The sequence below is a fragment of the Streptomyces radicis genome (assembly GCF_003626575.1).
In the GTDB taxonomy this organism is placed as follows: Bacteria; Actinomycetota; Actinomycetes; order Streptomycetales; family Streptomycetaceae; genus Streptomyces; species Streptomyces radicis.
In genome coordinates this window covers 473,297-497,008 of the sequence record NZ_RBDY01000001.1, presented here as the reverse complement: position 1 = coordinate 497,008, position 23,712 = coordinate 473,297, and the positions used below count along the sequence as shown (strand labels likewise).

General features: G+C 73.9%; 17 protein-coding genes. 13 read left to right on the top strand and 4 right to left on the bottom strand.

What is annotated here, in order from left to right; translation table 11 throughout:
- Positions 1 to 128 precede the first annotated feature (128 nt).
- The 13 genes from D7318_RS02210 to fxsT all read left to right on the top strand — a co-directional run bounded on the left by D7318_RS02210 (position 129) and on the right by fxsT (position 19,762).
- Complete coding sequence (locus tag D7318_RS02210) at positions 129 to 4,643, top strand: DUF6531 domain-containing protein (protein ID WP_120695078.1); 4,515 nt, start codon at positions 129 to 131, stop codon at positions 4,641 to 4,643.
- On the top strand, positions 4,640 to 5,029 hold the full coding sequence (locus D7318_RS02205; protein ID WP_120695077.1) for a hypothetical protein: 390 nt from the start codon (positions 4,640 to 4,642) through the stop codon (positions 5,027 to 5,029). Before D7318_RS02210 ends, D7318_RS02205 begins: the two co-directional genes overlap by 4 nt.
- 101 nt (positions 5,030 to 5,130) lie before the next feature.
- A complete protein-coding gene (locus D7318_RS02200) occupies positions 5,131 to 5,808 on the top strand; it encodes a GntR family transcriptional regulator (protein ID WP_120695076.1) in 678 nt (225 codons plus the stop codon).
- Positions 5,809 to 5,957: 149 nt separating this feature from the next.
- Entirely contained in the window at positions 5,958 to 6,107 is a 150-nt protein-coding gene (locus D7318_RS32595) for a hypothetical protein (protein ID WP_183091224.1), read from the top strand.
- A gap of 345 nt (positions 6,108 to 6,452) precedes the next feature.
- Positions 6,453 to 7,820, top strand: coding sequence for an NtaA/DmoA family FMN-dependent monooxygenase (locus D7318_RS02195; protein WP_120695075.1), 1,368 nt, complete (start codon positions 6,453 to 6,455; stop codon positions 7,818 to 7,820).
- The gene (locus tag D7318_RS02190; protein ID WP_120695074.1) at positions 7,817 to 8,698 is read left to right on the top strand and encodes a sulfurtransferase; all 882 of its coding nucleotides are present in this window, start codon (positions 7,817 to 7,819) and stop codon (positions 8,696 to 8,698) included. Before D7318_RS02195 ends, D7318_RS02190 begins: the two co-directional genes overlap by 4 nt.
- Complete coding sequence (locus D7318_RS02185) at positions 8,695 to 9,597, top strand: ABC transporter permease (RefSeq protein ID WP_120695073.1); 903 nt, start codon at positions 8,695 to 8,697, stop codon at positions 9,595 to 9,597. Before D7318_RS02190 ends, D7318_RS02185 begins: the two co-directional genes overlap by 4 nt.
- The gene (locus D7318_RS02180; RefSeq protein WP_120695072.1) at positions 9,594 to 10,598 is read left to right on the top strand and encodes an ABC transporter substrate-binding protein; all 1,005 of its coding nucleotides are present in this window, start codon (positions 9,594 to 9,596) and stop codon (positions 10,596 to 10,598) included. The genes D7318_RS02185 and D7318_RS02180 overlap by 4 nt, the downstream gene beginning before the upstream one ends.
- Positions 10,595 to 11,389, top strand: coding sequence for an ABC transporter ATP-binding protein (locus D7318_RS02175; RefSeq protein WP_120695071.1), 795 nt, complete (start codon positions 10,595 to 10,597; stop codon positions 11,387 to 11,389). Before D7318_RS02180 ends, D7318_RS02175 begins: the two co-directional genes overlap by 4 nt.
- A 198-nt stretch (positions 11,390 to 11,587) precedes the next feature.
- On the top strand, positions 11,588 to 12,670 hold the full coding sequence (locus D7318_RS02170) for a phosphorylase family protein (protein WP_183091225.1): 1,083 nt from the start codon (positions 11,588 to 11,590) through the stop codon (positions 12,668 to 12,670).
- The gene (locus tag D7318_RS02165) at positions 12,667 to 14,208 is read left to right on the top strand and encodes a VMAP-C domain-containing protein (RefSeq protein WP_230423255.1); all 1,542 of its coding nucleotides are present in this window, start codon (positions 12,667 to 12,669) and stop codon (positions 14,206 to 14,208) included. Before D7318_RS02170 ends, D7318_RS02165 begins: the two co-directional genes overlap by 4 nt.
- A 14-nt stretch (positions 14,209 to 14,222) precedes the next feature.
- The gene (locus tag D7318_RS02160; RefSeq protein ID WP_329604544.1) at positions 14,223 to 15,401 is read left to right on the top strand and encodes an AAA family ATPase; all 1,179 of its coding nucleotides are present in this window, start codon (positions 14,223 to 14,225) and stop codon (positions 15,399 to 15,401) included.
- Positions 15,398 to 19,762 (top strand): FxSxx-COOH system tetratricopeptide repeat protein, encoded by a 4,365-nt coding sequence (gene fxsT, locus D7318_RS02155; protein ID WP_120695069.1) that lies wholly within the window; start codon positions 15,398 to 15,400, stop codon positions 19,760 to 19,762. Before D7318_RS02160 ends, fxsT begins: the two co-directional genes overlap by 4 nt.
- A 21-nt stretch (positions 19,763 to 19,783) precedes the next feature.
- On the opposite strand, the gene D7318_RS02150 is transcribed toward fxsT, so the two are convergent.
- From D7318_RS02150 to D7318_RS02140, 4 genes are all read right to left on the bottom strand, one after another.
- Positions 19,784 to 21,646: an HEXXH motif domain-containing protein gene (locus D7318_RS02150; protein ID WP_120695068.1), complete on the bottom strand. Its 1,863-nt coding sequence runs from the start codon at positions 21,644 to 21,646 to the stop codon at positions 19,784 to 19,786.
- Between the two features lie 15 nt (positions 21,647 to 21,661).
- A complete protein-coding gene (locus D7318_RS32590) occupies positions 21,662 to 21,826 on the bottom strand; it encodes a hypothetical protein (protein WP_183091226.1) in 165 nt (54 codons plus the stop codon).
- Positions 21,827 to 21,965: 139 nt separating this feature from the next.
- On the bottom strand, positions 21,966 to 22,511 hold the full coding sequence (locus D7318_RS02145; RefSeq protein WP_120695233.1) for a hypothetical protein: 546 nt from the start codon (positions 22,509 to 22,511) through the stop codon (positions 21,966 to 21,968).
- A 175-nt stretch (positions 22,512 to 22,686) separates the two neighbouring features.
- Positions 22,687 to 23,640 carry a hypothetical protein gene (locus D7318_RS02140; protein ID WP_147437592.1) on the bottom strand — a complete coding sequence of 318 codons (954 nt, stop codon included), beginning with the start codon at positions 23,638 to 23,640 and terminating at the stop codon, positions 22,687 to 22,689.
- Between the last annotated feature and the right edge of the window lie 72 nt (positions 23,641 to 23,712).

The following is a 23,712-nucleotide window of genomic DNA, read 5'->3' as shown; positions in this document are numbered from 1 at the left end:
GACGATGCGTGGCAGACGCGCGCGGGAAACGACCCCGGACAACGCCCGTTCCGTCCCGTTGTGTTCCGGACTGATCCGCCGGTAGCGTCGTAGGTCACGCATCTGTTACGTCATTCCGGGGGACGACAATGGCTCGTGCGTCTGACTGGTCGCCGGTGGACATGGACTCGGATCCGACTCCGGGGGATCCGGAGGAGGTTCGGACCCTGGCGGAGGATCTCCAGGAGTTCGCGGACGACGTGGGTGAGGCGTTGGCGCAGATCCGGGGGATGGCGTCCGACCGCGCGGTGCAGGACTGGTCGGGTCTTTCGGCGGACGCGTTCCGCGGGGAGTTCGACGGCGTTCCCGAGAACCTGACCAAGCTCCAGACCTCCTACGACATGGCCGCCGACGCCCTCGCGCGGTACTGGCCGGAGTTGCAACGCGCGCAGGCGCAGGCGGATCGCGCGCTGGACCGGGCGATCGCGGCGCAGGCGGATCTGCGGGCGGCGCAGACGGAGTTGGGCGGCGCGGAGGACTGGGTCGGGCGGGCGGGTGAGGAGGCCGAACGCCTCCAGGAGGAGGGCGAGGACCCCGAGCCGCCGTCGGAGTCGGAGATCCGCTCCGCGATGCGGGATCATGACGCGGCCGAGGCGGCGGCATCGGCCGCGCAGGGGCGGGTGGACGCGGCGCAGGCGGATCTGTCGGCGGCGCGTGAACTGGCCCAGCAGGCCAAGGAGATGCGCGAGGAGGCCGCCCGGATCTGCGCCCGCGACATCGAGGCGGCCTCCGACGCGGGCATCCAGAACCGGTCGTGGTGGGAGGACGCCATCGACTGGGTCGTCGACAACTGGGACACCATCGTCGACATCGCCAAGCTCGTCGTCGCCGTCCTCGGCGTCGTCGTCATGATCATCGGCGGCCCCCTGGCCTGGGTCGTCCTCGCCGCCGCGCTGATCGTCCTGGCCGACACACTGATCAAATACGCCAGAGGCGAGGCATCACTCTTCGACGTCGCCATGGCCGCACTCGACTGCATCCCCGGCATGAAAGGCCTCACCACTCTCGGCGGCCTGGCGAGCGGGGCCGCCCTCCTGGCCCGGGGCGGGCTCCGCGGCATGGCGCTGGGCATGCGCGGTGTGGCCCGCAACGGCCGCCGCATGGTGACCGAGGGCGCCCGCGGCGCGTACGACAGGACCCGGTCCATCGTCCGGAACATCGCCACCGACCCGGTGGACTTGGCCTCGGGGGCCATGTACCTGCCCCAGACGGACATCCGGCTGCCCGGCTCGCTCCCGCTGGCGTTCCGCCGAAGGGCCGAGTCCGGCTACCACGCCGGGCACTGGTTCGGCCCCTCCTGGGCCTCCACCGTCGACCAGCGCCTCGAACTCGACTCCGAAGGCGTCGTGTTTCTCACGGAGGACGGCCTGCTGCTGACGTACCCGATGCCGCAGGACCCGGACATCCCCGTGCTCCCCGACACCGGCCCCCGTCTCCCCCTCACCAGGGGGCACGACGGCGGCTTGGCCGTGTTCGACCCCCTCACCGGCCACAGGCGTCTCTTCACCGCACCCGACGCCGCGGGTACAGCCCTGTTACGCCGCATCGTCGACCGCAACGGTGCGAGCCTCACCTTCGACCATGACGTCTCCGGCGCCCCCACCGGCATCCGCCACTCCGCCGGCTACCACCTCCGGCTGACCACGGAAGGCGGCCGCGTCACCGGTCTGTACCTCGCCGATCCGGACGACGACTCACTCGTGCCGATTCGCGCCTATCACTACGACGACGGCAACCTCACCGCCGTCACCTGCTCCACCGGCCAGTCCCTCCGCTTCTCCTACGACGACCGCCTGCGGATCACGGGGTGGACCGACAGCAACAACCGGTCATACGGCTACCGTTACGACCATCTCGACCGCTGTGTCGCCGAGGGCGGCGAAGAGGGTCACCTCACCCTCACCTTCTCCTACGACGGGACCGACCCCGCCTGGCCCGGCCACCGCGTCACCACCTCCACCACAGCGGAGGGGGCGGTCCGCCGCTTCGTCGTCGACGACCGCTGCCGGGTGGTCGCCGAGGTCGACCCCTGCGGTGCCGTCGCCACCACCGAGTACGACGACCGCAACGACGTCACCGCCCGCACCGATCCCCTCGGCAACGTCACCCGGTACGCATACACACCGATGGGGCTCCCGCTCTCCGAAGCCCGTCCGGACGGCAGCACAGTCATCCACACCCACGACCCGGCCGAGCGCACCACCACCGTCATCCGGCCGAACGGCGGCCGGTGGCTGCGAACGTTCGACGCGCGCGGCAACTGCGTCGCCGTCACCGACCCGGCCGACGCGACGACGCGCTACACGTACGACGAGGCGGGGCACCTCTCCTCCGTCACCGACCCCCTCGGTGCCACGACGACCACGCACTGCAACGCCGCCGGTCTTCCTGTCGAGATCACCGATCCCCTCGGCAACCGCAGCACCCAGCGGTACGACGCGTTCGGACGGTCCGTCGAAATCACCGATCCACTGGGCCAGGTCACCAGGACCCGCTGGACGGTGGACGGCCTGCTCGCCCGTCTGACCCGCCCCGACGGCGCGGAGCAGACGTGGGAGTACGACGGCGAGGGCAACTGCGTGCGGTACACGGACGCGGCCGGGGGCGTCACCGCGTTCACCTACACCCACTTCGACATGCCCGCCAGCCGCACCGGTCCCGACGGCACGCGTCACACCTTCTCCTACGACTCCGCCCTGCGCCTCGTCTCGGTCGCCGACTCCGAGGCGGGCACCTGGCGTTACGCGTACGATCCCGCGGGCCGACTGATCGCGGAGGAGGACTGGGACGGCCGCCGCGTCAGCTACCGGCGCGACGCCATGGGCCGCATCACCGAGCGGGTCAACGCCCTTGGCCAGACCACCGCCTACGCCTACGACGCGGCGGGCCGGACGGCGTCCAAGACGGCGGGAGGCATCACCACCCGCTACACCTACGACGCGGAGGGTCTGCTCCTGCGGGCCGAGGCCCCCGGCTGTCACGTCACGTTCGCGCGCGACGCGCTGGGGCGTGTCACGGCGGAGACCGTCAACGGCCGCACCCTGGCGTTCACCCTCGACGCGGCGGGCCAGCGCACCTCCCGCACCACGCCGGAGGGCGTCCGCACCGCCTACTCCTACGATCCCGCCGGGCTCCCCACCGAGGTGACAACCGCCGGACGCACGCTCGCGTTCCGCCACGACCCGCTGGGGCGGCAGACGACGCGCACCATCGGCGACACACTCACCCTCGCTCAGCGGTGGAACGCCGGAAACGCTCTCGCCGAGCAGACCCTGATCGCCGCCGCACGCACCGTCCAGCACCGCGCCTACACCTACCGCCCGGACGGCGCCCTGACGGCCGCGGCCGACCTGCTGCGCGGCGAGACCCGCTACACCCTCGACGCCGCCGCCCGAGTGACCGCCGTGGAGGCCCAGGGCTGGAGCGAGGCCTATGCCTACGATGCCGTCGGCGACCAGCGCCACGCGTCCTGGCCATCCCGCCAGGCCGGTGCCGCCGCGCTCGGCGAGCGCGAGCGCAGCGGCACCACGCTCACGCGGGCGGGCGCCACCCACTACCGGTATGACGCCGCGGGCCGCGTCGTGGAACGCCGTTCTCCGAAGGGGACTTGGCACTACGCCTGGGACGCCGAGGACCGCCTCACCTCGGTCGGCACGCCCGACGGGAGCCGTTGGCACTACCGCTACGACCCGTTCGGGCGCCGCGTGGCGAAGGAGCACCGAACGGCGGACGGCACGTCCGTCATCGAGGAGACCACGTTCACCTGGGACGGCGACACCCTGGTCGAACAGGTCGGCAGCGTCCCGGGATCCCCGGGGCCGATCGCGCTCACCTGGGAGTACGACGGCTTCCGCCCCCTGACGCAGACCGAGCGCCGGACCGACCCCGCGACCCGCGCGGAGATCGACTCCCGCTTCTTCGTCATCGTCACCGACCTCATGGGCAGCCCCGCCGAGCTGGTCGACGAGTCCGGCACTGTCGCATGGCAGTCCCGGACGACCCTGTGGGGCATCACCGCCTGGCCGGTCGGCAGCACTGCCCACACGCCGCTGCGCTTCCCCGGGCAGTACGACGACCCGGAGAGCGGCCTCCACTACAACAGGCACCGCTACTACGACCCCGCCATCGCGCGCTACCTCTCCCCCGACCCCCTGGGCCTCGAGCCGTCACCGCACCCGTTCGGCTATCCGCCCAATCCGCTGCTGTTCATCGACCCGCTCGGTCTGTCGGCATACGGCGGCTTCCGCGGAAGGATGCGCGCGTGGTTCGGTGGCGAACAGGCCCGGATCCGCGACGCCGACCAGCGGATGCGCGCCGAACGGACACCGATGCGCCTCGGGGATCTGGAGGGGATCGAACTGCCGGACGCGGGTGACCCCCTCAAGAGCGGGGTGCTGCGCAGCATGGACGACGCTAGGCTGCTCGAGGCCATCAACGATCCGGACGAGGTCGGCTCGGTCGTCACGATCCACAACGATGCGGTGATGCAGGGCAATCACCGCATCAGCGAGGCACTGGACCGCATGAACGATCCCGGGAACCCCAACTTCACGCCGGACACGGAGATCCTCGTCCTGGGCCGCCGAGGAGAGGAGACGTCATGAGGCTCGGCCTCCTCAGGGCCCGGTACGAGCGCCGGGTGCTCTCCCCCCTCGGCTGGCCCGTTCCCGCCGGGGCACGCCGGGCCAGTGCCCGGGAGATGGCCACGCTGATCGAGACCGCGCGGGAGCGCGGCTACAGCAGGACGGCGAAGGGGTACGAGCCCGCGGGTCCCGACGCGTGGTGCGCGATCGTCGCCGTGCTGTACGAGAGCACTCCCGAGCCGGCCTGGATCTGCATCGCCCGGCAGTCCGGCGGCGGGGGCACCTACCGCGTCGACATCGCCCCCGCGGACTTCGCCCGCCTGAGGAGGCTGCGCGCGGCGCAGAAGGACGCGCTGATCCAGCAGTTGATGGTCGGCGACAGGCGTGGGGGGAGCCCGCGGGACTGAGCCATCGCCGGGCGAACGCCCCGGGCGCCGGTCCGCCCTGGGCACAGCGCCTATGATGCGAGGGTTTCGGGGCAAGGGGTTTCGGGGCGAGGGAGTGGGACATGGTCGGCACCGGGGAGTCGCCGGTGGGCGGCGCGCGGGGTGGCGAGCGTGGCAAGCCGGGCGATGTGCACTACAACCGGATCAAGGACGACCTGATCCACGGCGCCTATCCCCCGGGCAGCGTCCTGCTCGAGACCGTGCTGGGCGAGCGGTACGGCGTTTCGCGGACCCCGGTGCGTGAGGCGTTGGGGCGGCTGGCGCAGGACGGCTTCATCGAGCGCAGCGCGCGGGGGTTCCTGGTGCGCAGGCGCAGCCCCGAGGAGATCCTGTCGATCTACGAGGCGCGCATCTCGCTCGAGTCCACCGCCGCCGCGCTGGCCGCCGAGCGGCGGACGTCGTTCGACCTCAGCAGGCTCGAGCACCTGGCGGCCAGCCGCAGGGACGTCGCCGATCCCGCGCTGCGGACGCGGCTGAACGAGGACTGGCACCGGGCGCTGCGCGACGCCTCGCGCAACGACATCATCGTCGGCTTCCTCGACCGGCTCGACAGCCTGCTCGCGATGTACCGCCCGGCGCGGCGGGGGCGGGACGGCGCGGACCCGACCGTCGACGAGCACGGCGCGATCCTCGACGCGGTGCGCGGCGGGGACGCCACGCGGGCGCGCGAGGCGATGACCGTCCATCTCACGCGCATGCGGGACCTGCGCATCGAGGGCCTGGCCCAGGGCCACGGCTGACCGGCCACCGTCCCGAAGGCCGTGCGGAAGCGGCCCGTTGCGGAACGCCACACCCCAACGACACCTCACCGGGCGTCAACAGGCCTTGCGCGCCCACCCGTCCGTGTATACGTTACGTATACATGGAGAGTTCGAGCCGAGGGGGCGAGATGCGCGCCACTGACACCGCGGGCCCGCGCCCGTCGGTCGCGCCGTCACCCCACGGCGGGACGGCCTCCGCCCTCGCGCGCGTGACCCAGCACTCCGCGCTGCGCCGCTATGTCGACCAGATGGCCATCTCCTCCTCGCTCTGTCGCTAGGGCCTGTCTGACAATCCCCGGCGGGCTCGCGACGACTGGCATCCCGCCTGGCCGCGTTGCCGAATCGCGCGAGTACGGCTGAGTACGAGCTGCGATCCGGCGCCTTGCCAGGCGGGCGCCATCCGCCGCTCGCTGATCCACCGGGAATTATCAGACAGGCCCTAGCCCCCGCCCTCGGCACCCCCGCACCCGCACCCCCGCGGTCGTCGCGTCCATGGCGTGCCCAGGCCCGGTCGACCGGCGCCCCCGCGCCCGTTCGCCGCGCCACCCCGTTGCGCCCGCACGCGTCGCCGCCCCTTCCCGCCCCTTCCCGGCCCCTCCGCCCGCCAGGAGAAAGACGCTCGCATGCCCTCCCCAACTCGCCCGCTGCACCTGGGATTCACCATCTGGCCCACGGGCTTCCACCCCGGCGCGTGGCGCCTGCCGGGCGCCCCGTCGGACGGGAACTCCAACGCCAGGCTACTGCGCGCCGCGGCCCGCACCGCCGAACGCGGCACGTTTGACTTCTTCTTCATCGGCGACCGCGTCGTCGGCCTGCCGTCCTCGCAGTTCTCGGCGCCCAACGAGGTGCTGCGGCCCGAGGCGTTGACCCTGGCCGCCCATCTCGCCGCCGTGACCGACAGGATCGGGCTGATCACCACCGTCAACACCACCTATGCCGAGCCCTATGCGGTGGCGCGCGCCCTGGCCACCATCGACCACCTCAGCGACGGGCGCGTCGGCCTCAACATCGTCACCGGCAAGAACGAGGAGGCCGCCCGCAACTTCGGCCGCACCGAGCACTGGGACAACTCACGGCGCTACGACTGGGCCACCGAGTTCGTCGAGGTGCTGCGGCTGCTGTGGGACAGCTGGGAGGACGACGCGCGGATCGCCGACGCGGCCACGGGCCGCTTCGTGGACGAGCGGCGGGTCCACCGCGTCGACCACCGGGGGGAGTTCTTCCGCGTCGCGGGCCCGCTGAACGTCGAGCGCCCGGTGCAGGGCCAGATCCCCCTGGTCAACGCGGGCGCCTCGGAGCGCTCACGGCAGCTCGGCGCCGCCCACGCCGACGTCCGCTTCACCAACTCCTCCGTGCTCGGCCTCGAAGGGGCCCGCGCCTACTACCGCGACCTCAAGGGGCGCCTCGCGGCCCACGGCAGGGCGGAGGACGAGCAGTTGATCATCCCGGGCGTCGCCGTCTACGTGCGGCCGACGAGCGCGGAGGCCCACGAGCTCTACGCCCGCGTCCAGCGGCTGACCCGCCCCGATGTCGACCTGGTCAGGCTCTCCGCGGCGCTCGGCCTCGACCTGGCGGGCGAGCGGCCCGACGCCCCGCTCGCCGAGGCCGCCGATGTGGCCACCGCGTCGGACGAGGGCGCGCTGATCGTCGCGGAGGCCCGCGAGCTCTACGGCCGCGAGGAGCTGACGCTGCGTGAGGTGGAGGCGTCGTTCCTGCGCAGGGGCTGGTTCAAGGAGCTGGTCGGGTCGCCCACCGAGATCGCCGACACCCTCCAGCGGTGGCACGAGGAGGGCGCGGCCGACGGCTTCATGATCTTCCCGCCGCACATGCCGGACGGCCTCGACGCGTTCGTCGACCTGGTCGTCCCCGAGCTCAGGCGGCGTGGCATCTTCCGCACCGAGTACGCCGGAACGACGCTCCGCGACCATCTCGGACTCCCGCGCCCGGCCAACCGGTTCGCCGCCGAGCGCGTGGCGGGGGTGGCCAGGTGAGCGCGCCCGTCCCCACGCCGTTCGACACGCCCTCGGCCACGCCGTTCGTCTCGTCGGCCGCGTTGGGGCGCGCGCTGCGCGAGGGCCGCGCGCCCGTGCTGCTCGACGTGCGCCACACCCCGCGGCGCGGCGCGGACCGCGACGCCTACGCGCGGGGCCACCTGCCGGGCGCCGTCTTCGTCGACCTGCCCGCCGAGCTGGCCTCCCCCGGCGGCGGGCCCGGCGGTCGGCTGCCACTGCCCGAGCCCGGCGCGCTCCAGGCCGCCGCCCGGCGCTGGGGCGTCGGGGCCGGGAGCGACGTGGTGGTCTACGACGAGCGCTCGGGTCTCTCGGCCGCCCGCGCCTGGTGGCTGCTGCGCTGGGCCGGGCACGCGCGGGTGCGGATCCTGGACGGTGGCCTGGCCGCCTGGCGGGCGGCCGGGGGCGAGCTCACCGCCGACGAGCCGGTGGTCACGCCGGGGGACCTGGTGGTCGAGCCGGGGCGGCTCCCCGTGGTGGACATCGACGAGGCGGCCGAACGGGCCCTGCGCGGGCTGCTGTTCGACGCCCGGCGGGCCGAGGACCACCGCGGGGGGCACATCCCGGGGGCCCACAGCACCCCGGCGGGGCGGAACCTGACGCCCGAGGGGACGCTGCTCCCGGCCGACGAGCTGCGCTCGCGGTACGCGGACGCCGAACGCGCCTCCTCCGGTGGGCCGTTGGCCGTGCACTGCGGCAGCGGCGTGTCGGCGACGTTCCAGATCGCCGTGCTGGCGAGCCTCGGGATCGACGCCGCGCTCTTCCCGGGATCCTGGAGCGCCTGGAGCGCCGACCCGGACCGGCCCGTGGCCACCGACGCGGGGGACGCGGCCGACGCCGAGGCGGGTGGGACGCCATGAAGTCCACGCCCATCGAACCCCGTTCGACGGCTGGCCACGAGCCGGACGCCGAGCCGAACGCCGGGGCCGTCGACACCGAGGCCGACACCGAGGCCGAGCGGGCCGAGCGCCAGCGGGTCGCCGACCGGCGGTCCGACCGGCGGCGTTTCCTCGCGCTGCACGGCGGGCGGCTGCTGGTCGGCGCGCTCGCGCTGCTGCTGTGGCAGTACGCCTCGGGCCGCTGGGTCGACGACTTCTACCTCAGCACCCCCACCGCCGTGGCCGGGCGGCTCGGCGAGCTGATCTCGAGCGGCGAGCTGTGGCCCCATCTGCGCATGACACTCCTGGAGTTCGGGGTGGGGCTCACGATCGGGCTCGCCCTCGGGGTGGCCATCGGGCTCGGCCTCGCGTTCTCCGGGATCGTCGGGCAGTGGTTCTACCCGTATGTCATGACGCTCTACAGCCTGCCCAGGGTCGCCCTGGCGCCGCTGTTCATCGTGTGGTTCGGGATCGGCCTGACCTCCAAGGTCGTCATGGTCGTGACCATGGTGGTCTTCGTCATCCTCTACAACGTCCACGAGGGCGTGCGGAACATCGACCCCGACCTGATGGACATGGCCAAGAGCTTCCGCGCCTCCCGGCTCGCGACCCTGCGCTGGGTCGTCTTCCCCGCCCTGACCCCCTGGCTGCTCACCGCCCTGCGCCTGGCCGTCGGCCTGGCGCTCATCGGGGCCGTCATCGCCGAGCTCGTCGGGTCGAGCGTCGGCCTCGGCCACTACATCAAGCTGTCCTCCAACCTCCTCGACATCACCGGCGTGTTCGCCGGTCTCGTCGTCATCACCACCGTCGCCATGATCTTCGACCATGCCGTGGGCCGCCTCGGGCGCCGCCTGCTGCGCTACCGGGAGACCCACGGATGAGGAACGCCATACCCTTCGGAAGAGCCGGGCGCACCGGAAGCGGGCCCCTGCTCGCGCCGCCGCTCGCCGCCCTGTCACTCGCCGCCCTGCTGGCCACGACCGCCTGCGCGGGCGACGCGTCGGAGCCGGGCACGATACGCGTCGCGCACGTGTGCGGCGGCATCAACGTGGCGACGATCGCCACCAACGCCGCGACGTTCCCCGAGGGCGTCGAGGTCGAGAAGATCTGCTTCGACGGCGGCGCCGAGGCCGTCCAGGCGCTGGTCGGCGGCGGCGTCGACGCGTTCGTCGGCTCGACCGAGCACGTCGCTTCCACCCGCTCACGCGGCCTCGACGTGCGCGCGTACGCCGCGCTCTCGCAGGCCGTCCCCTACTCCCTGGTCTCCCGCGCGGGCTCGGGCGTGGAGTCCGTCGCCGACCTGGCGGGCGAGACGGTCGCGGTCACCTCGCCCGGCAGCCTGTCGGACACCGAGCTGCTGAAGGCGGCGAGCGACGCGGGCGTGGACTACTCCGGCATGAACGTCATCGGCGCGGGCAGCGGCGCGAGCATGGCCGCCGCGATCCGCGAGGGCGGGGCCGTCGCGGGCATGGTGAGCGAGCCCCAGCTCTCCGACATGCTGGCCTCCGGCGACTACACCCTCACCTGGGAGCCGGACTTCGACTACGCCGCCCTTGTCGTGCTCTCGCGCGCCGACTGGGTCGAGGGCCACGAGGAGGAGCTGACGCGCTTCCTCGAGGGGCTGCGGGAGGCGGAGGACCGCTCGCGGGAGGACGGGGCGTTCGCCGTGGAGAGCCTGGCCGATGAGGACTTCGCGGTGAGCGACGAGGTGCTCGCCGACGCGGTGCGCGCCACGCTCGGCAACACGCCGCGTGGGCTGGCCATCGAGGAGCCGGTGTACCGGGACACGATCGACCTGCTCACCGAGGTGGACCGGCTGGACGCCGAGGACGCGCCCACGTTCGACGAGGCGTTCGACTTCTCCCTGCTGCCCGGCTCATGAGCGGCGCGCCCAAGCTCAGCCTGCGCGGCGTGCGCCTGGACTACCGGCGCGAGCGGCGGCGGACCCCGGCGCTCGGCGGGGTCGATCTCGACGTGGCCGAGGGCGAGTTCGTCGCGCTGGTCGGGCCGAGCGGCTGCGGCAAGTCGACGCTGCTGAAGATCGTGGCGGGCCTCGTCGAGCGCACCGGCGGCAGCGTGGCCTTCGACGGCAGGGAGTCGTCCGGCGTCCCGGCCGAGGTGGGGCTGCTGTTCCAGAACGACGCGCTGCTGCCGTGGCGCACCGTGCTCGACAACGTGCGCTTCCCGCTCGCGGTGCGCGGCGTGCCCGCCGCCGAACAGCGGGCGCGGGCCGCCGAGTTGGTGGAGCTGGTCGGCCTCGACGGCTTCGGCGCGTTCTTTCCGCGCCAGCTGTCGGGCGGGATGCGCAAACGGGTCGCGCTGGCCCGGATCCTGGCCGCCGACCCCGATGTGTTCCTGATGGACGAGCCGTTCGGGCCGCTGGACGCGCAGACGAGGCTGCGGGTCAGCGCCGACTTCCTCGACCTGTGGGAGACGGTGGGCAAGACGGTGCTGTTCGTGACGCACGACGTGGACGAGGCCATCCTGCTCGCCGACCGGGTGGTCGTGATGACGTCGGGTCCCGGGCGGGTCAAGGAGTCGTTCGACGTGCCGATCCCGCGCCCGCGCGCGGTGGACGACACGCGCTTCACCGAGCCGTTCCGCGCGCTGCACCGGCGCGTCACGCGGTCGCTGCGCGACGAGGTGGCGGAACGAGGATCCCGTCACGGGTGAAGTCCACGAGCCGGTCGGTCGCGCGGGACGGCGGAGCCGCGCGGCGGCTGTCCGCCGGGGCGGTCGCCAACGGGCAGAAGACGCAGGCCAGTTGTCATGGCATCGACGGAACCTCATCAGTACCGCACCATGTCTATGCGGAAGACGGTCGCAACCGGTCAACAGGGGGGAACTGTGACGGTCGGTGCCAGTGCACACGTGGACGTGGTCGTCCTGACGGCTCTCGAGGTCGAGTACCGCGCGGTGCGGGCCCATCTGGAGCGGACGGACGCGGTGGTGGAGGAGCGCGGCTCCCGCTTCGAGGTGGGCGTGGCCAGGGGCGGGGCGGACGAAGGACGCGTGGCGATCCACATGGTGGGCCCCGGGAACCCGGCGGCCGCCGCGCTCATCGAGCGGGCCGTGACGCTGTTCGCCCCGCGGACCGTGCTCTTCGTGGGGGTCGGCGGCGGGCGCAAGGACGTGGCGCTCGGCGACGTGGTCGCGGGTGACGAGGTCTACGACTACGAGACGGGCAAGGACACCGCCGAGGGCTTCCTGCCACGCCAGAAGACCCACCGGTCGGGGCACCGCCTCGTGCAGCACGCCAGATCCGTGGTGGCGGCCGACCGCTGGCAGGACCGGATCGATCTCCCGGTCCGGGGGCGGCCCCGGGCGTACGTCAAGCCCATCGCGGCGGGTGGCCGGGTGATCACCTCGCCCGACTCGCAGGTGGCCCGCGCCCTCGCGGCCAGCGCGGGCGACGCGCTCGCCGTGGACATGGAGGGCTACGGCTTCCTCGCGGGCGCCCATCTCAACCCGCATGTGGACGCCCTGGTGATCCGGGGGATCTCCGACCTCCTCGGCGACAAGGGCGAGGCGCACGACGAGCGTTGGCAGCCGGTCGCCGCGGGGAACGCCGCCGCCTTCGCGTTCGAGCTGATCGCGGGGCTGTCCCCGGCCCGCGGGTCCCGCGCGACCGGGCGGGCGGGGCCGCCGGTGGCCGCCGCGCCCCGACCGCCGCGGCTCACCATCGAGCAGCTCGGCGACCTCGCCGACCTCCTGCTCGCCGTGCCGGGGCTGGCGTCGCCGTCCCGGTGGCAGCAGCTGCTCGACGAGCTGCCCTCGGTCGGAACGGCCGTCCAACGCCAGCCCACCAGCCGCGCCGAGGCCCTCGCGCTGCTGCGGAGCTGCGACGACCACGGCGCCTGGGGCGACCTGTTCGGCGTGCTCGGGGTGCTCGCGCCAGGCGCCCCCGCGCTCGACCGGCTCGACCGGCGCGCCGGGGAGCTGGGCCTGCGGTGACCGGGACCCTCAGCGAGAGCCTGAGCGGAGCCGAACCGCCCGATGAGCGCCCCGGGACCGGCGCGGGCGCCGACGACGCCGCGGGCCGGGGGATCGAGGGCCCCGGCGGCCTGAGGTCGATCAAGGCGCTGACGGACGTCCTGCGCGAGTTCGGCTGCCTGGTCGATCCCGGGCCGCGCTCGCTCTGCCTCGACCTCATGGCGGACGAGCTCCCCGCCGTCCTCGGCATCCGCCACCACCACGTCACCAGCTACTTCCTGCCCGAGCTTGCCCGGATCTGCCTCGACGACACGCGGGCGCTGCGGATCCTCTACGAGACGCTGGTCGTGATGGGCCAGAGCCAGCGGGCGCTGCGGCGGCTCGGCGCGGTCATCCACGAGGTCACGGCGCGCCCCGCGTTGCCCGGCCCGTCCCTGGACGAGCTGCGCCCGCTGCTCGACGGACTCGAGGTCCCGGCGCTCGGCCACCTCTGCCGCCTCGCGGCGGGCCCGTTCCAGAGCGTGCCGCCCCTGGACGACCCATGGGTGGCGTTCGAGACCCTGAGCCACATGAACGCCCAGCCCGACGGGCTGCCCCCGGCGCTCGCCCTGATCGAGCACCTGGCCGCCGAGGCGTCCCGCGACCGGGCCGACGCGCTGCGCGCCTGGGCCGACGGGCAGGCCCAGGCCCTGGGCCTCACCGCCCCGCAACGGGAGTTACGGCAACGCGTGGTGCACTCGCCGCCCCCGGCCCCCGTCGACGCCTACCTGGTCGTCCAGTTGCTGCCCCAGGACGACAGCGGCGGCTATCTGCTCACCGCCTGGCGGCAGTTCGACCCCGAGGGCTGGCGGCCCGTGCAGACCGTCAGCGTCGCGGTGGCCGGGCTCGAGGCGGCGGAGCGGATCGTTCAGGACCTGGTGTGGGACGCGGTGGCCGACTGGGCGGGGGACGCCGAGACCATGCATCTCGAATTCATGCTGAGCACGGACGACCTGGCCATCCCCGTCCAGCACTGGCGCCAGGAGATCGACAGCGACTACGCCACCCCGCTGTGCGTGGACCACCCCGTGGTCGTCCGCAGCCTGGAGCGCAGCGAGACCAGGCGCTGGCACCGCCCGTGGAAGCAGCGCTGGCGCCTGCTCGAGAACGAGCCGGGGCGGGCGTCGCCCATGGTCATCGAGGGGCCGCCCGACGCGTCGGGGACGCTGGCCCCCGCCGTCCTCGAGGCCCGCATCAAGGCGGATCCGACCGTTGTCGCGGCCGTACTGAGCGCGCCGCCAAGCACCGAGAGGGGTGCTCTCGAGGCGCGCGCGGCGTGGCGGGCGGGCCTGCCGATCGTGGTGTGGGACCGGCGCGCGGAACGCCATCCGGAAGTCGCCCACCGGCTTGATGGGAACCTAGCAGCGCTCAGGGAAAGCGTGACACAGTTAAGGCTCGACGCCCTGACGGTGGATTCCGCCGCGGAGCGCGAGCGACACCTGGGCAGTCACATTTCTCTCGTGTGGGACGACCCGACCCGCCCCGTCCAGACCCGAGGCCGGTTGGCGGGTCCCGATTAGGCGGTGGGCATTCGATGGGCGACGCGGAAGCCGCGCGCGGGCGCCGGGAGCACATGGGCGGCGAGCCGATCCCGAACGGCCTCTCGGCGGGGATTCCCCGGCCGTGGTGGATATATCAGGGCACGGGTCGCCCGCTGCGGGACGTTCGCCTCGACGACGTCCTTCCGCCGCCCCCGCCCTGGCGCACCTTCGACGGCGTCACGGCGCGGGCCACGGTCGGCGAGGACCCCGCGAGGGAGTTATCAGGCCAGGACGACGAGGCCCTCGTGGAGCCCCCGGCGCCGCCCGAGGACGGCCAGGACGCCACACGGCGCCTGGGCGCGGACCCGCCGGACGTCAGGTCGGGCACCGAGGAGACGGATCTCGTCAACGCCGCGCTGATCCTGCGCAGGCCGCTGCTGGTCACAGGGCGCCCCGGCACGGGGAAGTCGACGTTGGCCTACCGTGTCGCGCGGGAGCTCGGCCTCGGACGGGTGCTGCGCTGGCCGGTCACGACGCGCACCACCCTGCGCGACGGCCTGTACAGCTATGACGCGGTCGGCCGCGTCCGCGCGGCGGCGGCCGGGCGGACCGCGTCGGGCGAGGCGGCCGACCCGCGGGGGACGGACATCGGCGACTTCCTGCAACTCGGCCCGCTCGGCACGGCGATGCTGCCCCACCGGCTGCCGCGCGTCCTGCTCGTGGATGAATTCGACAAGAGCGACATCGATCTTCCCAACGATCTCCTCGACATTCTGGAGTCGGGCGAGTTCACCATTCCGGAGCTGCTTCGCATAAGGAACCAACGCCCGCGCGTGGACATCTTCACGGACGATCCCGAGCGAAGCGCGACCATAGCCGGGGGCCGCGTCCGCTGCCGCGCGTTCCCCGTCATCGTCATCACCAGCAACGGCGAACGGGAATTCCCTCCCGCCTTTCTCCGCCGCTGTCTGCACCTGCGCCTGCCCGATCTCGACACGGAGCGACTCGCCTCGATCGTCGCCGCCCATCTCGGCCGCGCCGACGACCCGCGCGTCCAGGAGCTGATCCGGCTGTTCCGCGAGCGCAGCGAGCGCGAAGGGGGCCTGGCGGCCGACCAGTTGCTGAACGCGGTGTATCTGACGACCTCAGCGGGACCGCACGGCACAGGCCCTGGCTGGGAGGAGCTTCTCCAGGCCATTTGGCACAAACTGGACGCCGCGGACCCGGCATGAGGCGGGACGGCGGTGCGGGAGCCAGGGAGGTCGGCGGCGCGGGGCCCGACTGGTGGCATGTCGCCGACGCCCTGTGGCTGGCGATCAGCGGCGCCGGAGCGCCTCCCCCGCGCGCCCCCGACGCCGCGGCGTCGGAGTCTCCCGAACGCCCAGGCCCCACCGCCCCGCGGCCGCCCCCCGAGCCGCCGGGCGCCGGAGCGGCCCCTGAGGCCGAGCCAGCCCAAGGGGCGCCCGACATCGGAGAGTTCACGCCCCCGCGCGCCGATGCGCCCGCTTCCCCTCCCGTCGCTCCCACACCCGTGGGGCGCGCTCCCGTGGCGGGGCGCCCGGCGTCGGCCCTTCGCGCCCCTGACCCGCGGGGGATCGTCTCCGAGCGCGCGGCGCAGCGCGCGCTCCGGCCGTTCAAGCGCACCGTGCCCTCGCCCGTCGCGCGCGAGCTCGACGAGGAGGCGACCGCGGAGCGCGCGGCCGACGAGGGACTCTGGCTTCCGGTGTCCGTGCCGAGGCGGGAACGCTGGGCCGAGCTGGTTCTCGTGGTGGACCGCGGCGGCGCCATGTCCGTGTGGAGGGGCGAAGTGGCCCGGCTCGTCGCCGCCGTCGAGCGGCTGGGGGCGTTCCGCGACGTCCGCGGGATCGACATCGACGGCGACCGGCCGCTCGCCCCGGCAGGACCCGCGCCCCTCGACGCCGCGGGCGGCACGCGCACGGTCCTGGTGGTGACCGACGGCATCGGGGCGGCGTGGTGGGACGGGACGGGAAAGCGCGCGCTCACCCGGTGGGCGCGCCGGGCCCACGTCGCCGTCCTCCACCCCCTTTCCCCGGCCCGCTGGGCGAACACCGGCCTGGTTCCCGAGCGGATCGGGGTCCGCGTCCCGGGGCCCGGCGCGCCCAACGCCGCCTGGCGCCCGGCCGACGGCCTCCCGTGGCCCGGCGGCGAGCCGCCGGTGCCCCTGGTGGCGCTCGACGCGGGCTGGCTCGGACGCTGGGCCAGGATGGTCGCCGAGCCGCTGCCGCGGACGCGGGAGATCCTTGGCCTGCTGCCCGGCATGCCCATGGAGCCCTGGGACGCCGAGCCCGAGCCGAGCGCCGTCGAACGGGTCCACCGCTTCAGGGCGAACGCCTCGCCGAGCGCCTTCCGGCTCGCGTCGAGGCTGGCGGCGGCCCCGCTCAACAGACCGGTGATGGAGTACGTCCAGCGCCTCCACGAGCCGGTGGCCCGCCCCGGCGACCTCGCGGACATCCTGCTCGGCGGCCTGCTCAGACGCGTGGCCGCGACGGATCCCGCGGACGAGACCCGGATCGGCTACGAGTTCCACCCGGGGGTCAGGGAGCTGCTGCTCTCCGCGGGCCTGCGCGACGAGTCGCTGTACACGCTCCGCAGCGTCCTCGACCGGCTCGGCCGCCGTTGGCAGCCCCTGCACGACATCCGCGACTTCCTCGGCGAACCGTCGGGATCCGCGCACCGGTTGTCGGCCGCCGATGAGCTGCTGCCCTATGTGCGCGTCGCTGAGCAGGTGTGCCGAGCCCTCTCCGGCTCCTACCTCCAGGGCGCGCGCACCCTCGGGGCCCACGTCGCCGCGCAACAGGCGCTCGCTCCTTCGGGTGGGCGACGTGACCCGCGCGACCCCCATCCGGTTGACTCATCCGACGAGGCCGACACCGTGCCCGAACGCAAGCCCCCCCGCACTCCCCCACGCAGCCCGCCCGAGTCCGCCCCCGAGGCGGTCGAGACACCCCTCTCTCCGGCACAGGACCGGCCGGACGAGCACCCGAGAGGAACCCATGTGTCCGTGACCACTTCGTCCTCTCCCCGATCGTCCTCTCCCCGATCAGACGAAGGAACTTCCGTGAGCCCGCCATCGATCTGGGGCAACGTCCCCCCGCGCAACCCCAGCTTCACCGGGCGCGGGGAATTACTCGACGCGCTCCACCGGCGGCTGACCGCGGAGGGCACGGCGGCGGTGCTTCCCGAGGCCCTGCACGGCCTGGGCGGGGTGGGCAAGTCCCAGATAGCGCTCGAGTACGTGCACCAACGCGCCGACGACTTCGACCTGGTGTGGTGGATCGCCGCCGAAAGGCCCGAGCAGATCCGGCAGTCGCTCGCCAACCTGGCCGACCGGCTGAGCCTCCCCGCCGACACCCAGTCGCACATCGCGGTCCCCCGGGTGCTCGAGGCGCTGCGCACGGGGCGCCCTTACCGCAACTGGCTCCTGGTGTTCGACAACGCCGAGGACGTCGAGGCGGTCAGGAGGTTCTTCCCCGCGGGGGGCACCGGCCGGATCCTGGTCACCTCGCGGAACGCGCGCTGGGCACAGGCCGCGCGCACCGTGGAGGTGGACGTGTTCGCCAGGACGGAGAGCGTCGAGCTGCTGCGGCGCCGCGGCCCCGGCTTCTCCGACGGCGACGCCGACCGCGTCGCCGCGGCACTCGGCGACCTGCCGCTCGCCATCGAGCAGGCCGCGGCGTGGCTCAGCGAGACGGGCATGCCGGTGGACGAGTACCTCCAGGTCTTCGAGGACGAACGGGCCGACGTGGGCTCGCGCCGCCACGAGCTGCTGACGGCCGGCGTGCCCGTCGACTACCCCGAGCCGGTGGCCGCGGCCTGGAACATGTCGCTGCGGCGGCTCGCCGAGCACCACCCGGGGGCGCTGCAACTGCTCCAGGTCTGCTCGTTCTTCGCCCCCGAGCCCATCTCACGGCGGCTCTTCTCCGGGGTGCGCGGCATCTCGCTGCCGCCGGAGCTGACCCGTGTCCTCCAGGATCCGATCAGGCTCGGCCAGGCCATCAGGGAGATCAACCGCTACGCCCTGATGAAGATCAATCACCGCAGCAACACCATTCAGATGCACCGGCTGGTCCAGGCGGTGCTGGTCGGCCAGATGTCCCCGCAGCAGCAGGCGGACATGCGGCACGGCGCGCATCTGCTGCTCGCCCACGGAGACCCGAACGAAGTCCTCCCCGCCACGTTCCCGCGTTACTCCGAGCTGCTGTCCCACGCCCGCAGCTCGCGGGCCATGGAGTGCGAGGACCCCTGGGTCCGGCAGATGGTCGCCAACCTCGTGCGCTACCTCTACATCTCGGCCGACCACGAGGGCTGCCGGGTGTTCGCCAGCGAGGTGGTGACGACGTGGCGGCGGCTCCTGGGCGAGGCGCACCTGGAGACGCTCGCGGTGTCCCGGAGGCTCGGCCACGCGCTGGACGCGCTGGGCCACTATCCGGAGACCAGGGAGCTCAACGCCCGCACGCTGCGGCTGCTGCGGGAGAGCCCCGAGGCCGGGGAGGACCACGAGGACACCCTGGCGGCGATCGGCTCGGTCGCCAACGACGCCAGGATCCTGGGCGACTTCGAGCGCGCCCTCGAGCTGAACCACAGCCGTTGGGAGCGCGCCACGCGCCTCCTCGGCGAGGAGGAGCCCTACACGCTGGGGGCCGCGAACGACTACGCGCACGCCCTGCGCGCGGTGGGCGACCACGCCACGGCGCTGCGTGTCTCCGAGCGCGCGCGGGACACCAGCGCCGTGGTCCTGGGCGAGGACAGGCTGCTGACCGTGCTGCTCGCGACCAATGTCACCGTGGACGTGCGGGAGCTGGGCGACTTCATGAGGGCCCGCGCGATGCAGGAGGAGGTCTACGCGCACGCGGCCAGGACCTTGCCGCCGAACGCCTCCATCGTCATCACCGCCCTGACCACCCTGGCCGTGGCCCGCCGCAGGGCGGGTGACGGCACGGGGGCGCTCGTGCTCGACCGCGAGGCGCTGGAGCGCTATCGGCTCCGCTACTCCGACCCGCACCTCAGCATCGCGACGACCGAGCTGCACCTGGCGATGGACCTGCGGCACACCGGCGATCTCAGCGGCGCGAGGGAGGTGGGCGAGAAGAGCCTGCGGGAGCTGCGGGAGGTCCTGGGCGAACGCCACCCGGCCGCGCTGTGCGCCGCGACCGACCTGACCGTCACCCTGCGCCTGCTCGGCGAGCCCGAGCCCGCGGCCGAGCTCACCCGGGAGACGCTGCCGGTGATGCGCGAGATCCTGGGCGACAACCATCCGGTCACCCTGGTCGGCGCGATCAACGAAGGCAGCGACCACTACGCGCTCGCGGACTTCAGACAGGCGCACGACCTGGACGCCGCGGCACTCGCCCGTTGCAGGGAGCACCTGGGCGATGACCATCCGACGACGCTGGCCTGCGCGATCAACCTGTCGGCCGATCTGCGGGCGCTCGGCGAGGTCAGGGCGGCGGACGAGACGCACTCGGCGGCCGTCGCCGGGCTGCGCCGGGTCCTGGGCGACGGCCACCCGGCGGTCAGGTCCGCCGTCCGCGGCATCAGGGCCGAGTGCGACGTGCCGACGTTCGCCTTCTGAACGCGGCCGCCGCGGGGGCGTTCACCCGGTGAGCCCCCGGGCGGCCCAGACGGCGAGTGCGGTCGGGTCGGGGCCCTCGCCCCCGCCCTTCCGCAGGGCCCGGTGCAGGGCGAGGACCAGCTCGGGGCGGGTCGTCAGGGCGGCCTTCGCGGGCCCGGGAGGCAGCGCCAGGGTCAGCATCGACCAGGCCGTCACGTCGTCGGGGTCCCGGTCGAGCACGGCGCGGGAGGCGCGCAGGGCCGCGTCCCGGTCGCCCGCGGCCCAGGCCAGCTCGGCCCTCGAAGGGGCGGTGTGCAGACCGGGCGGCGGGGGCGCCGAGCCGTCCGCCGCCCGGGCGAGCGCCGCGGGGTCCCGCGCGTGGATCCGGGCGAGCGCGAGGCGGAGTTGGGGGCCATGGCCGCCCGTTCGAGCCGTCAGGACCGCGGTGCCCGGCGCGGCCACCGGCGGTTCCTGGCCCCGACGACGGGCGTGTGCCCAGGCGTTCACCCCCTCCTCGTCGGGCCGCAGATGCCGCATGCGGTGCACGATCCGGTGGTCGGTGGCCAGGTCGTCCACGGTGCCGAGCAGGTCGTCGGCGACCGGCTCGCCGAGCCAAGGGGCCAGCCGTTCGGCGATCCCGTCGAGGAAGCGCTCCCCCATCGCGGTCAGCCGCGCGTGCTCGCGCAGCGCCCGCAGGCCCGCCGCGGTCTGCGTCCGCCTGAGGGCGAACTCCAGGGTGGCGGCCCTTCGGGCGCCCCCGGGTGCCGCGGTGGCGCGCCGCGCCTGCCAGAAGCCGGTCACGCCGAGGAACGCGTAGACGCCCTGGAGGATGCCGCGCAGCGGGCGCGGGTCGGAGCGCCATGGCGCGTAGTGGATCTCCTCGAGGCCGCCGTCGATGAGGGGCACCAGATCGAGCAGCGCGCTCAGCTTGATGTGCTGGGTCTCGTGGATGAGCGAGGCGGCCAGGCTCTCGGGGTCGTCGTGCGGGCTCAGCAGGACGCAGCCGTGCGCCTCGGGCGATGAGGCGCTGAACGCCTCGGCGCCCGCCACTCCCGGCACGGGGACGACGGAGGCCAGGCAGGCCGCGACCCCGGCAGGGTCCACGTTCGACTGCTCGGCCACCAGGGGCCACGCCCGCGCGAATCCCGTCGCCCAGCGGGTGACCGCGTCCTCGCCGAGCCGCTCGGGCGGCAGCGGGCGCAGGAAGTTCCGGTAGGGGTCGAGGTCGTCGAGCGGGAACGCGTACGCGAGGGGGCCATGGCCGCCGCGCAGGCGCCTGACGGCGGACCAGCCAGGGGCGTCCCCGGTGAGGTCCCTCGGCAGGTGAACGCCGCCGGTGGCCGCCCTCACCGTCCGCTGCCCGCGCCCGTCGGCGCGGACCTCGGCGATGTCGCCCGCGCCCTCGGGCAGTCGGGCGAATCCGAGCGCCGGGATCATCACTCCGCCGTGGCGCACCGGGACGGTGGCCCGAAAGGCGATGCCGGACCGCAGGGCGGCCGAGGCGGCAACGGCGTGCACATGCCCGACCTCGCGCCACAGCGGCACGTCGGGGGTGCCACGCCCGCGCAGGGCCCGCAGGGCGCGGCTGAGCCAGGCGCCGACCTGGGGGTGCAGCAGGATCCGGTCCACCTCGGCGGCCCTGTGCCGTTCGACCGTGAGCAGCAGCTCCCAGGCGACGCGGGGCGGTGGCAGGGGTCCGGGGAGCCCGGGGTGGCGGGAGGACAGGTCGATCAGCGCCCGCAGCAGGAGCATCGCCCGGCTGCGCTGTCCCGCGCGGAGCCGGGCGACGACGGCCTGGCCGCCCGAGCCGCGGGCCAGCTCGGCGAACGCCGCGGCGGGCAGCCGGTGGCGGCGCGTCTCCCTGGGTTCTCCGCCCGTCCTCGAATCCGGGCCGAACGAGGTCACCGTGACACCGGATTCTCAGCAGTTGTCATCACGCGCGATGGAAAGGGTGGGTGGGGATTCGACGAGTTCGAGCAGGCGCCGCGTCACGGAAGTGAATTGCCGCCCGTCGTCGAGATCGCACAACCCGGCCGCCGAAAGGTCGGGCAGCTCGGTCTCCATTTCGGACGCCGCTCGGTCCATCACGTGATCCTTCTCTCGGTCGGTGCGCGGGCTCGGCAGCGCCCTTCCATGGTGACCCGGCGATCGCGCTCGCGAAAGGCGGTGTACGCGCCAAGGCGGGGCACGGGCGGTGCGGAGGCCCGGTGGGGGGACGCGCCGTTCAGGAGCGTGTGGTGTCCGCGTAGGTGACGATCTGCCAGCCGAGCACGGTGATCGCGGCCAGCTCCCCGAGGGAGACGAGCAGCAGGCTCAGCGGGCCCGCGCCGCTGGACCAGAACACGACGAGCGCGGCGATCGGCGCGAGGCAGAACGTCAGGAGATCCACGGCGAGTTGCAGGCGTTTACGGGTGGTCCTGCGGTCGTCGGCGCGGTGCCTGACCTCCCAGCCGAAGACCTTCGGCGGCTCGTGTCCGCCGGACAGCTCGGCGAGCCGGGGCGCCAGCTCCTCGCGGACGTACCGGCCGACCGCGGAGATCTTCTCGTCGTTGACCACATAGGTCCAGCCGAGCAGCACGGACACGGGCGGCAACAGCAGCAACAGCCCGGGGCGGCCGTCCGCCTGGAGCACGGCGGCGACGACCGCGGCCATGGAGGCGAGCGTGGCGTAGAGGAGATTGTCGCGAAAACTGATGCGGGCGCGCTGTTCCTCTTTGATCTGGTCGTACTCGGCCATGAGTAACTCGCCTACGGTCACCTGCTCCGCCATGAGCACGGCGCCCCTTTCCGTGCCCGTGGCACGACGGGAAATGGCTTTTCCTCGATGACAGCCGTCTCCCCGGTGGACGTCAAGGGGAGCACGGCGGCATTCGGCGTTCGGCGGTGAGGGCTCGGGCATTCGGGACGGGATCCGTCGTTGAAAAGGCGCGGGGCCACCGTCGACGTCAGGTGCCCCCGGCGATCCGACGCATCAGGTGCTCCACGGCCGCCACCATGTCCTCGAGGCCCGCGACCTGGGTGCGCAGGGGGCGTGGCAGGTGCTGGCGTTCCCAGCGGGCGACGCTCTGGGCCGCGGGCCTGCGCGCCCACACGCGGTCCAGCTCGCCCGCGAGGGTCACGGCCGGGTGGAGGGCCGCCCTGGCCGAGACCAGGGCGCCGCCCAGGCGGGGGCCGAACGCTCCCACGCCTGGCGGATGTTGGCGCGTCACCGCGGTGAGCGACGCCTCGGCGCCCGCCAGCCCGCGCAGCCGGGGCAGCCAGCCGCCGCTCGCGCCCTGGGCGCCGAGCGCGGGGACGAGGGTGGCCAGCTGCGCCGTGGCGAAACGCTCGGCGCTGCCCGGCGCCCAGTGCCGCGCCGCGTGGCGTGACGCGATGTCCGCGAGCTGTTCGAGCGTCAGGTCGGCGGCCTCCCGCCAGGCCGGGACGGTGCCGGGGCGGCCCGCCGAGCGCACGGCCCTGGCCCGGTCGCCCCACAGCGCGGGCGGCATGCCGGGCGCACCGCCGTTCGTCTCGTCGGCCACGTCGTCATCGACGGCGGCGGCCAGGTGGCGTTCGACCACCGCGCGGGCGCCGCGCGCCAGCGCGGGGCCGCGCCGCAGGATGCCGCGCCAGCCGGGCGGCGGGCCCGGCACGTCGGCGGGCGGGTAGCCGCGGCTGAGCAGGCCCTCCACGCGGGCGTCGCCGAGCCGCCCCGCCACCGCGGCGAGCGGCACGTCCTCGACCGGGAGCCGCGACTCCCCCGCGACGCGCCACACCGCGAGCGCGAGCAGGTCGGTGGCCAGCCGCCAGGACCGCGCGGACTCGCCCTCGCCCTCGCCGGGATCGCGGCCGATGTGCCACCCGGTGAGCGCCCGCGCCGTCTCCCGCGCGTACCCCCATGCCTCGCTCGCCCGTGACATCACGGCCCCTTCCCCCGTCAAGGCGCGGTCACCCCCCTGTATGGTTCCGCGCCCGACGGGCGTTCACGCCGG

What these genes read in the sequence shown, in the direction of transcription:
- D7318_RS02145 (WP_120695233.1), bottom strand. Translation starts at nt 22,511, where the DNA reads ATGGCGGAGCAGGTGACCGTAGGCGAGTTACTCATGGCCGAGTACGAC.
- D7318_RS02185 (WP_120695073.1), top strand. Translation starts at nt 8,695, where the DNA reads ATGAAGTCCACGCCCATCGAACCCCGTTCGACGGCTGGCCACGAGCCG.
- D7318_RS02180 (WP_120695072.1), top strand. Translation starts at nt 9,594, where the DNA reads ATGAGGAACGCCATACCCTTCGGAAGAGCCGGGCGCACCGGAAGCGGG.
- D7318_RS02160 (WP_329604544.1), top strand. Translation starts at nt 14,223, where the DNA reads ATGGGCGACGCGGAAGCCGCGCGCGGGCGCCGGGAGCACATGGGCGGC.
- D7318_RS02205 (WP_120695077.1), top strand. Translation starts at nt 4,640, where the DNA reads ATGAGGCTCGGCCTCCTCAGGGCCCGGTACGAGCGCCGGGTGCTCTCC.
- fxsT (WP_120695069.1), top strand. Translation starts at nt 15,398, where the DNA reads ATGAGGCGGGACGGCGGTGCGGGAGCCAGGGAGGTCGGCGGCGCGGGG.
- D7318_RS02195 (WP_120695075.1), top strand. Translation starts at nt 6,453, where the DNA reads ATGCCCTCCCCAACTCGCCCGCTGCACCTGGGATTCACCATCTGGCCC.
- D7318_RS02140 (WP_147437592.1), bottom strand. Translation starts at nt 23,640, where the DNA reads ATGTCACGGGCGAGCGAGGCATGGGGGTACGCGCGGGAGACGGCGCGG.
- D7318_RS32595 (WP_183091224.1), top strand. Translation starts at nt 5,958, where the DNA reads ATGCGCGCCACTGACACCGCGGGCCCGCGCCCGTCGGTCGCGCCGTCA.
- D7318_RS02175 (WP_120695071.1), top strand. Translation starts at nt 10,595, where the DNA reads ATGAGCGGCGCGCCCAAGCTCAGCCTGCGCGGCGTGCGCCTGGACTAC.
- D7318_RS02210 (WP_120695078.1), top strand. Translation starts at nt 129, where the DNA reads ATGGCTCGTGCGTCTGACTGGTCGCCGGTGGACATGGACTCGGATCCG.
- D7318_RS32590 (WP_183091226.1), bottom strand. Translation starts at nt 21,826, where the DNA reads ATGGACCGAGCGGCGTCCGAAATGGAGACCGAGCTGCCCGACCTTTCG.
- D7318_RS02200 (WP_120695076.1), top strand. Translation starts at nt 5,131, where the DNA reads ATGGTCGGCACCGGGGAGTCGCCGGTGGGCGGCGCGCGGGGTGGCGAG.